Annotated in this window: 9 protein-coding genes and 1 pseudogene; 2 read left to right on the forward strand and 8 right to left on the reverse strand. The window is 62.3% G+C overall.

Annotated elements, in window-relative coordinates; translation table 11 throughout:
• The 8 genes from EN991_RS12975 to EN991_RS13010 all read right to left on the reverse strand — a co-directional run.
• A partial coding sequence (locus EN991_RS12975; protein ID WP_245460956.1) for a DHH family phosphoesterase occupies positions 1-546 on the reverse strand: 546 nt, incomplete at its 3' end.
• Between the two features lie 178 nt (positions 547-724).
• Positions 725-958, reverse strand: coding sequence for a DUF6434 domain-containing protein (locus tag EN991_RS12980; protein WP_063167872.1), 234 nt, complete (start codon positions 956-958; stop codon positions 725-727).
• A 73-nt stretch (positions 959-1,031) separates the two neighbouring features.
• Positions 1,032-2,015 (reverse strand): class II fructose-bisphosphatase, encoded by a 984-nt coding sequence (glpX, locus tag EN991_RS12985; protein WP_013531987.1) that lies wholly within the window; start codon positions 2,013-2,015, stop codon positions 1,032-1,034.
• Positions 2,016-2,219: 204 nt separating this feature from the next.
• Complete coding sequence (locus EN991_RS12990; protein WP_013531988.1) at positions 2,220-2,387, reverse strand: Thivi_2564 family membrane protein; 168 nt, start codon at positions 2,385-2,387, stop codon at positions 2,220-2,222.
• A 71-nt stretch (positions 2,388-2,458) separates the two neighbouring features.
• Positions 2,459-2,815: a hypothetical protein gene (locus EN991_RS12995; protein ID WP_024505708.1), complete on the reverse strand. Its 357-nt coding sequence runs from the start codon at positions 2,813-2,815 to the stop codon at positions 2,459-2,461.
• Positions 2,816-2,948: 133 nt separating this feature from the next.
• Positions 2,949-4,262, reverse strand: a complete 1,314-nt coding sequence (locus tag EN991_RS13000; RefSeq protein ID WP_013531990.1) for a homoserine dehydrogenase — start codon at positions 4,260-4,262, stop codon at positions 2,949-2,951.
• 47 nt (positions 4,263-4,309) lie between these two features.
• The gene (locus EN991_RS13005; RefSeq protein ID WP_013531991.1) at positions 4,310-5,527 is read right to left on the reverse strand and encodes an LL-diaminopimelate aminotransferase; all 1,218 of its coding nucleotides are present in this window, start codon (positions 5,525-5,527) and stop codon (positions 4,310-4,312) included.
• 44 nt (positions 5,528-5,571) lie between these two features.
• Positions 5,572-5,964, reverse strand: a complete 393-nt coding sequence (locus EN991_RS13010) for a hypothetical protein (RefSeq protein WP_063167871.1) — start codon at positions 5,962-5,964, stop codon at positions 5,572-5,574.
• A gap of 97 nt (positions 5,965-6,061) precedes the next feature.
• On the opposite strand from EN991_RS13010, the gene phaC reads away from it, so the two are divergent.
• Together phaC and EN991_RS13020 are read left to right on the forward strand one after the other, a co-directional pair.
• Positions 6,062-7,897 carry a class I poly(R)-hydroxyalkanoic acid synthase gene (phaC, locus tag EN991_RS13015; RefSeq protein WP_127366348.1) on the forward strand — a complete coding sequence of 612 codons (1,836 nt, stop codon included), beginning with the start codon at positions 6,062-6,064 and terminating at the stop codon, positions 7,895-7,897.
• Between the two features lie 215 nt (positions 7,898-8,112).
• Positions 8,113-8,786 (forward strand): annotated as a pseudogene (locus EN991_RS13020) (peptidase M15A); the annotation flags it as partial.

The following is an 8,786-nucleotide window of genomic DNA, read 5'->3' on the forward strand; positions in this document are numbered from 1 at the left end:
GTCGAGCACCACGACATCGGCCCCGGCCTCATTGGCGGCATCGATGGAAGCGGCGCTGTTGGTGCCGCAATCGACGGTGACGATCAGTGTCGCGCCACGCGAAACAAGTTCGCGCATGGCGTCGGGGTTGGGGCCATAGCCCTCGAAAATACGATCCGGGATGTAGATTTCCGACGGCACCGAGAAATGCGTGAGGAACCGCTTCAGCAAGGCCGACGAGGCGGCGCCGTCGACATCATAGTCGCCGAAGATCGCCACCTTTTCCCTGGCCATCACCGCGGCGGCGATCCGGGCCGCCGCCCTGTGCATGTCGGTCAGCGATGCCGGATCCGGCAGAAGATCGCGGATCGTCGGATCGAGAAACCGCTCGGTCTGCTCGGCGGTGACGCCGCGGCCGGCAAGCACCCGTGCTACGATATCGGGTACCCCGTAGCCTTGCGCGATGGCGAGCGCGATCATGTCCTGCCGCTCGGTCAGCCGGTGCTCCCAGGAAACCCCTGATACCGACTGCCTGACATCGAGGAAGAGGCGCTTTTCGCCGGTCATACGCTTTGCCAACTCATCGTTGGCCGCACGATAGTGCATGTCGCCCAAAAGTGCGCAGCGGTTTTGGGGCGACGACCTGCATTGGCAACGATTTAAATCGTGTCACGTTCATGCGACGCTCTATAGGCCAAAGGCAGGCAAAGCCAAGCGATTCACGGTGTGCGCCGTCCGGGAAGTGTCAAGAAAACTGCGCTTTCCGCTTTTCAGCCTGGCGCCGAAGCCATTCGTCGGCCGCATCGCCCATCGTCGTTTCCACACCGTCCTTGAGCCAGGCCATGAAAGGCCGGTCGAAGCTGAATGCGTAGCTGCATTCCCGGATGAGAAAGCGACGCACATTCTGGGTGTTGCGATAAGACTGCGTGATGGCGGTGGCGCGCGAGATCGGATCCGCGTGCCAGTCGAACGGTTTCATCGTCAAATCCTTGCAGCCAATATCGGGTGCGCCCGAATGGCTAACAATTGCAAGGTGGCTTCGCAAGCAAGCGTCAGAACTTATCCAGGTCCTGATGGCGTGCCTTGATCTCGCGCACCGTCCGCGACGACGAGCGCAGCACGATCGTGTGGGTGGTGATGTAATTGTGGCCGAACTTGACGCCAGCCAGCATGTTGCCGTCGGTGACACCGGTGGCCGCAAACAGCACATCGCCGCGCGCCATGTCCTCCGTCCGATAGACCCGTTTCGGATTGGAAATACCCATCTTTGCCGCGCGAGCAACCTTTTCCGGTGTGTCGAGGATCAGCCTGCCCTGCATCTGGCCGCCGGTGCAGCGCAGCGCGGCGGCGGCCAGCACGCCCTCGGGTGCTCCGCCAGTGCCGAGATAGATATCGATGCCGGTTTCTTCCGGATCCGTGGTGTGGATGACGCCGGCGACATCGCCGTCGCCGATCAGCCGGATCGCGGCACCCGTGGCGCGCACGGCATCGATCAGCTTGGCATGACGTGGCCGGTCGAGGATACAGGTGGTGATGTCCGAAATAGCCACGCCCTTGGCGCGGGCGAGGCTGGCGATGTTTTCGGCCGGTGAGGCATCGATATCGATGACGCCGTCCGCATAGCCCGGACCGATGGCGATCTTGTCCATGTAGACATCGGGCGCAAACAGCAGGCTGCCCTTTTCGGCGATGGCGATGACGGCGAGCGCATTGGGCAGGTTCTTGGCGCAGATCGTCGTGCCTTCGAGCGGATCGAGCGCGATATCGACCGCCGGACCTTTGCCGGAGCCGACTTCTTCGCCGATATAGAGCATCGGCGCTTCATCGCGCTCGCCCTCGCCGATCACCACCGTGCCCCTGATGGAAAGCCGGTTGAGTTCCTGGCGCATGGCATCCACGGCGACCTGGTCGGCCGCCTTTTCGTCGCCGCGCCCACGCAGCCTGGCGGCCGCGACGGCGGCCCGTTCGGTGACGCGCACCAGTTCCATGGTGAGTATCCGGTCAAGGCCGGCGACGATGTTCTGGGCCACATTCATCTGGTGATTTCCTCGTTGGCAATGCGGCCTCCCGCCGGAGGCGGGCCTGTTTTGTCAAACGAGCATGACAACGGCAAGACCTGCCACGAATATTATCGAATATCCAACAATATCAATCGATTAAACTACGTCTTGAAACACGACCGGCCCGATCGCCACGCGCCGGGCCAGTCTTAAAACGGTGAGAATGGCGGCCTTCGCGGCCTAAAAAACCGCGAGGTATTTGAGCAGCGAAATGATGCCGATGATGATGACGATGACCTGAACTATTTGTCTCATCCGGCCATCGAGCGGCAGGCGTTGAACCAGATAGAGAACGAGGATGATGACGAGGAATGTGATCAGGATGCCGATCAACGCTGACGAAGCCATGGTGTCCTCCTTAAAAGTGATTTGCTGAAAACAATAGAAAAGGCCGGAAGCCCGGCCCTATTGCGCTGCGGTCAATACCAGCGGCGGGAGGTATCGTTCGTCGATTGAGCAATGGCGAAGCCGGCCAGAAAGCCGAGCAGGCCGATCACGCCGACCAAAGCTGTCGTCGTACCAGGATTCTCGCGCGCGACTTCCGAAACAGCCTGGGCTTGGCTGCGCAGTTGTTGCGCCGTACGCGAAGCGCGGTTCGCCGCGGTGTCGTACAACTCGGACGCCTGTTCGCTGGCGTCATCGAGCATCTCCGCGCCCCGCGCCGAAATGCTCTTGTTGATCTTGGTGATCTCCTTGCGCAGTTCGGCAATCTGCTTTTCCAACGTCTTCTGGATGTCGTCGATATCGGGGGTGTCGGATTTGTTGGTGTCAGCCATGAAGCGGTTCCTCTGGTTGGTGACCAAGAGAACGGCGTCGACGCGAATTCGTTCCGGTCTGTGGCAGCTGCCTGCCTCCAGACCGGACCTCAATGCCTGCGGAATTCTTGTCCCGCGCGACTGTCGGACAAAGCTACCCTGCCCGTTCGATGCGGATGACCTGCGGTTTGTCGGTCAGATGTCCGTCCTTGGTGATGCCGTCTACCGCCTTGCGAACGGCGGCCTCCGTCGTCTCGTGGGTGACAAGGATCACCGTCTTCTGTGCCGCCGCCTCGCCGTTGACTGCGTGCTGGACGATCGATTCCAGCGAGATGTCATTGTCGGCCATGCGCTTGGCGATTGCCGCGAACACGCCGATGCGGTCGTGCACGGTCAGCCGGATGAAATAACCGCCGGCATGGCTGCGCATCTGCGCCTTCTTGTAGGGTTTCAGCTCCTTGGCCGGCCGGCCGAAGACCGGACCATGCTGGAAGCCTGGCCGGCTCTTGGCGATGTCGGCGATGTCGCCGATGACGGCCGATGCGGTGGCGTTGCCGCCCGCACCGGGGCCGGACAGCAGCAGCTCGCCCAGAATGTCGGTTTCGATCGCCACCGCATTGGTGACGCCATGCACCTGCGCGATGACCGATGCGGTCGGCACCATCGTCGGATGCACGCGCTGCTCGATACCGCTCTCGGTGCGCTGGGCGACACCCAGCAGCTTGATCCGGTAGCCGAGATCGGCGGCCGCGCGGATGTCGGCTTGGGTGATGTTGGAAATGCCTTCCATGTAGATGTCGTTGGCGGCGATCCTGGTGCCAAAGGCAAGGCTGGTCAGGATCGACAGCTTGTGCGCCGTGTCGTGGCCCTCGATGTCGAAGGTCGGATCAGCCTCGGCATAGCCCAGCCGCTGCGCGTCCTTCAGGCAAGCATCGAACGAGATGCCCTCGGCCTCCATGCGGGTCAGGATGTAGTTACAGGTGCCGTTGAGGATGCCGAACACGCGGGTGACCGAATTGCCGGCCATCGCCTCACGCATCGTCTTGATGACGGGAATGCCGCCCGCCACCGCCGCCTCGTAGTTGAGAAGCACGCCCTTCTTCTCGGCGATCTCGGCCAGCGCCACGCCATGCTTGGCCAGCAGCGCCTTGTTGGCGGTGACGACGTGACGGCCGGCTTCGAGTGCCGTCTTCACCGATGAGCGCGCCGGGCCCTCGTCGCCGCCGATCAGTTCGACGAACACGTCGATTTCTGCGGTCTGGGCCATCTTGACCGGATCGTCGAACCACTTTGCAGAGCTCAAATCGACGCCCCGATCGCGCTTGTGGTCGCGCGCCGAGACGGCGGTGACGATCACGTCACGGCCGCACTGGCGGGTCAGTTCCACCGCTTTGTCGCGCAGCACGCGCGCCACCGATGCACCGACCGTGCCGAGGCCGGCAATTCCAACACGCAATGCTTCAGCCATGTCCGGCGACGTCCCTCAAAGTCAGATCGAATTTGCGTGCGGCAAGCTTACCGGTGAGCGGAGAGCGGCACGACATTGTTGGGCTGCTTGGCGCTGGTCGACAGGAAGCGCTTGATGTTGCGCGCCGCCTGCCGGATCCTGTGCTCGTTCTCGACCAGAGCAACGCGCACGAATTCGTCGCCATGCTCGCCGAAGCCGACACCGGGCGCCACGGCCACGTCGGCATGTTCGATGAGCAGCTTGGAGAATTCGAGCGAGCCGAGATGCTTGAACGGCTCCGGGATCGGCGCCCAGGCGAACATCGATGCCGCCGGTGCCGGAATGGTCCAGCCGGCGCGGCCGAAGGCGTCGACCATCACGTCGCGGCGCTTGTGGTAGATGTCGCGTACCTCGGCGATGTCGGCGCCGTCGCCGTTGAGCGCGTGTGCCGCCGCCACCTGGATCGGCGTGAAGGCGCCGTAATCGAGGTAGGACTTCACCCGCGTCAGCGCCGAGATCAGCCGCTCGTTGCCGACGGCAAAGCCCATGCGCCAACCGGGCATGGAGAAGGTCTTCGACATGGAGGTGAATTCGACGCAAACGTCGATCGCGCCAGGCACCTGCAGCACCGAAGGCGGCGGATTGCCGTCGAAATAGATCTCCGAATAGGCAAGGTCGGACAGGATGATGATGTCGTTCTTCTTGGCGAAGGCGACCACATCCTTGTAGAAATCGAGCGAGGCGACCAGCGCTGTCGGGTTCGACGGATAGTTGAGGATCAGCGCCAGCGGCTTCGGGATCGAATGCTTGACACCGCGCTCGAGCGCCGGAATGAAACCGTCGTCCGGCTCCACCTGCAGCGAGCGGATGACGCCGCCCGACATGATAAAGCCGAAGGCATGGATCGGATAGGTCGGGTTCGGGCACAGGATCACGTCGCCGGGCGCGGTGATCGCCTGCGCCATGTTGGCGAAGCCTTCCTTCGAACCGAGCGTGGCCACCACTTGCGTGTCGGGGTTGAGCTTCACGCCGAAGCGCCTGCCATAGTAGGCGGCCTGGGCGCGGCGCAGGCCCGGAATGCCGCGCGACGAGGAATAGCGATGCGTGCGCGGGTCGCGCACGACCTCGCACAATTTGTCGACGATAGCCTTGGGCGTCGGCAGGTCCGGATTGCCCATGCCGAGGTCGATGATGTCGGCGCCACGCGATCGGGCGCTGGCCTTGAGCCGGTTGACCTGCTCGAACACGTAAGGCGGAAGCCGGCGAACCTTGTGAAATTCTTCCATGGCAGTTCCAGACAGCGAAGGGGTGTTGGGCGCGCGCTATATACTTATTTGCAGGTAGGGTCGAGGGCGGGGTCGCATTTGGCTTCGATCTGCTTCAGCGTTTCGTCGCCATGCTTCTTGGCCAGATCCGTCAGCGCCGCCTGGTTGACGACCTTGGGGCCGCCGCCCTTTGCCGCCTGCGCATTCTCATCCGCCTTCAATTGCGCGAGCTTGGCGTTCTTCTCGGCTTCGGTGAACTGCGGCGCCGCCACTTGCGGCTTGATGTTCAGGTTCGGGAAGGTGCCGGTATCCTTCGGTCCCGCACCCACAGCGACAGGCGTCGGGCCATTCGTGTTGGTGCTCGAGCACCCGGCAATGCCGATGAGGACGATCGCCGCGCCGATGCGGCAAAAACGTCCGGCACCGAAAAAAACAGTCTCGCCAATATTAATCGTCATATTGTTTCCTTGGCAGCCGAGGTAGAGCGAGATTGGCCCGGTCGGATGTCCCATGTTAATATGTCAAGAAAAGGCCTCGGGAGGAACCCCGCCAACCATGTCCAAAACACCCGATTCGGGCAAAGCGGAAGATGACCAGCCTTCGACCGTCGAGCAATATCTGGTGAAGGACCCGGAACGCTTCGCCCTGAACATGGCGCGCATGATCGAGCAGGCCGGCAAGGCCGCTTCCGCCTGGGCCGAGCCGCGTGAAAAAGGCGACGTGCGCGACCATGTGGCCGAGCCCGTCGTCGATATGGTGAAGACCTTTTCCAAGCTCAGCGAATACTGGCTTGCCGATCCGCAGCGCGCGCTGGAAGCGCAGACGCGGCTGTTCTCCGGCTATATGACGGTCTGGGCCAACGCCATTCAGCGCACCAGCAACGCCGCGCAAGACACCGAAGACGCGGTCAAGCCGGAGCGCGGCGACAAGCGCTTCCTCGACCCGGAATGGGGCCGCAACGCCTTCTTCGATTTCCTCAAGCAGGCCTATCTCGTCACCTCGCGCTGGGCGGCCGATCTGGTCGAGCACGCCGAAGGTCTTGACGAGCACACCCGCCACAAGGCCGGCTTTTACGTCAAGCAGGTGTCCAACGCCATCTCGCCGTCGAATTTCATCCTGACCAATCCGGAACTGTTCCGCGAAACCGTCGCCTCGAACGGCGAAAACCTGGTGCGCGGCATGAAGATGCTGGCCGAGGACATCGCCGCCGGCAAGGGCGACCTGAAGCTGCGGCAGGCCGACTACTCGCCCTTCGAGATCGGCAGGAACATCGCCACCACTCCCGGCAAAGTGGTCGGCCGCAGCGACGTCGCCGAAATCATCCAGTACGAACCGGCGACCGAGACGGTGCTCAAGCGGCCCCTGCTGATCTGCCCGCCATGGATCAATAAATTCTACATCCTCGATCTGAACCCGCAGAAATCCTTCATTCGCTGGGCGGTTGAACAGGGCCACACCGTGTTCGTCATCTCCTGGGTCAATCCGGACGAGCGCCACGGCACCAAGAGCTGGGAAGCCTATATCCGCGAGGGTCTGCAATACGGCCTCGACACGGTCGAGAAGGCCATCGGCGAACGCGACGTCAACGCGATCGGCTATTGCGTCGGCGGCACGCTCCTAGCGGCGGCCCTGGCGCTGATGGCGCAAGAGGGCGACGACCGCATCAAGTCGGCGACCTTCTTCACCACGCAGGTCGACTTCACCTATGCCGGCGACCTGAAGGTGTTCGTCGACGAAGAACAGGTCGCGGCAGTGGAAAAGTCGATGAGCGAAAAGGGCTATCTCGACGGCACCAAGATGGCGACCGCCTTCAACATGCTGCGCTCAGGCGACCTGATCTGGCCCTATGTCGTCAACAACTACATGCGCGGCAAGGATCCCCTGCCCTTCGACCTGCTCTACTGGAATGCCGATTCCACCCGCATGGCCGCAGCCAACCACTCTTTCTACCTGCGCAACTGCTATCTTGAGAACAACCTTTCGCAAGGCACGATGGAACTGGCGGGCCGCACGGTCTCGCTCGGCGACATCACCATCCCGGTCTACAACCTCGCCTCCAAGGAAGATCACATCGCGCCGGCGCTTTCGGTGTTCCTCGGCTCGAAATATTTCGGCGGCACGGTCGAGTATGTGATGGCGGGGTCGGGCCATATCGCCGGTGTCGTCAATCCGCCGGCATCCAACAAATACCAGTATTGGACCGGGGGTACGCCGACGGGCGACTTCAGCCAGTGGATAGCCAATGCCACCGACCATCCAGGATCCTGGTGGCCGCACTGGCAAGGCTGGATAGAGGCCAAGGACAACACCCGCGTGCCTGCCCGCAAACCGGGCAAGCATATGAAAACTTTGGGTGATGCTCCGGGCACCTATGTGAAGGTCCGTGTGTAACGGACTGTAATGTGTGGTGAGTTGACGGGCCGCCAAAAGCGGGCGAAATGGTGTCGTCAACCATCAAGCGGCCGTAATTCGGCAATCACTGCAAAAATACTTCCAGGCTTGCGGATTTGACACAGGTCTCGTTTCCGGATCGGAGACAAAGGTCACCTTGGCAGCGACGCATGCATGCCGCGCCAAGATATGCCGACCGGACATCGAGGGGGAATTTGAGTTTGAAATCAGCAGGATGGAGCCTCGCAAAGGGAGAACGCCGCGCCATTGTGGCAGCGCTCTGCTCCTTGCTTCTGGCCTCCTGCACTTCGGCTGGCGACCCGGCAATGTCGGTCGGAATGCCCGGCTACAATGCCACCGCATCGGATGTAAACGCGGCCTCCAGCGGCAAGGCGATCGCCGCCTCCGATTCGTCTGATGTCACGACGGAGCAGACGACCGTGATGACGGCAAGCGACACGGCGCTGCCTGAAAAGGTCGCCTATGTGCCTGTGTCCAAACCGGGAGCTGTCTTTCCGCTGACCATGCCGGCGGGCGCCGAAACCATCGTTGGAAACACGCCGCAGTCGCTGACGCAGCAGGCACAGACCGCGCAGCAGACCGATGCGGTCGCCCAGCAGATTGCCGCGGCCGACGGCGACGTGGCGGCGCCGAAGCCCGCTGCCGCTCCGGCCATGAACAACCCGGTCTATGTGACGGCTGGCGAGATGCCGCAGGCCGAAGCACCAAAGAAGAAAGGCTTCCTGGCTTCGATGTTTGGCGCAACGCCAGCCTCGGCGACACCAGCCCCCCTCATCAGCAACGCCCGGACGGGCGAGCAGCCTCCGGCGCAGGCAAAAGCGACGCCAGCAGCGGCAAAGCCGATCATCACGCTTGCCTCGGCCGATTC

It is taken from the genome of Mesorhizobium sp. M7A.F.Ca.US.005.03.2.1 (assembly GCF_003997795.1).
GTDB lineage: Bacteria > Pseudomonadota > Alphaproteobacteria > Rhizobiales > Rhizobiaceae > Mesorhizobium > Mesorhizobium ciceri.